General features: G+C 34.9%; 1 protein-coding gene. It reads left to right on the top strand.

Going from position 1 to position 832, the window contains the following annotated elements:
- Nucleotides 1–24: 24 nt before the first annotated feature.
- On the top strand, nt 25–832 hold an 808-nt coding region (locus HNS40_RS22505; protein WP_172284954.1), incomplete at its 3' end, for an IS1595 family transposase.

Raw genomic sequence — 832 nt, 5'->3', positions numbered from 1 at the left:
CATTTAGTTCACAAATAGTTGTATATGAGTATATTATTTTGTAAATTGTATTCAAATTCAGGAACGATGAGGATACTAAAAAACATTGATAGACAGACGTTTAAAGAAAGATTTACAACAAAAGAAGATTGCTATAATTTTTTAGCAGAGCTTAAGTGGAGCGAAGGCTATAGCTGTACAAGATGTGATTCTCATTTATTTATAAAGGGAAAGCAGCCAGCAAGTCGTAGATGTAGTAAGTGTGGATATGATGAATCTACCACAACAGGAACCTTGTTTCATAAATTAAAGTTTGGAATAGACAAAGCTTTTGAGATGATGTATGAGATTGTTACAAGTAAAAAAGGGGCAAACAGTATTTGGTTAGCAGAACATTTCGGGGTTAACCAAAAGACAGCTTGGCTATTTAGACAAAAAGTGCAAGTAGCCATGAAAAGCAGTGAACAATTCCCCTTAGAGGATGAAGTTCATGTTGATGAGTTTGAGATAGGCACACCGCAAACAGGTGAGCAAGGCAGAAGCAAAAGTGACAAAAAGGTAAGAGTTGTTATTGCATTTGAGCATAGAGATGGCAAATCAGGAAGAGGTTATGCGAAAGTAATCCAAGATTATAGTTCAAAATCACTTAAACCTATCTTTGACCATCATATTAAGAATGATGCAATGGTGCTGGTTGATGGATGGGCTGGGTATAAGCCTCTCAAGGAAAATTATCCGAATTTGACACAAACACTATCTGATAATGGCAAGAATTTCAAAATGTTACATATTCAGATTAGGAATTTTAAAAATTGGCTAAGAGGTGTACATTCATATTGCAACAAAGAATACC

The sequence above is a fragment of the Lentimicrobium sp. S6 genome, from assembly GCF_013166635.1.
Lineage (GTDB): Bacteria > Bacteroidota > Bacteroidia > Bacteroidales > UBA12170 > UBA12170.
The sequence above is the reverse complement of the archived record's forward strand: the minus strand, read 5'-3'. Positions and strand labels throughout refer to the sequence as shown.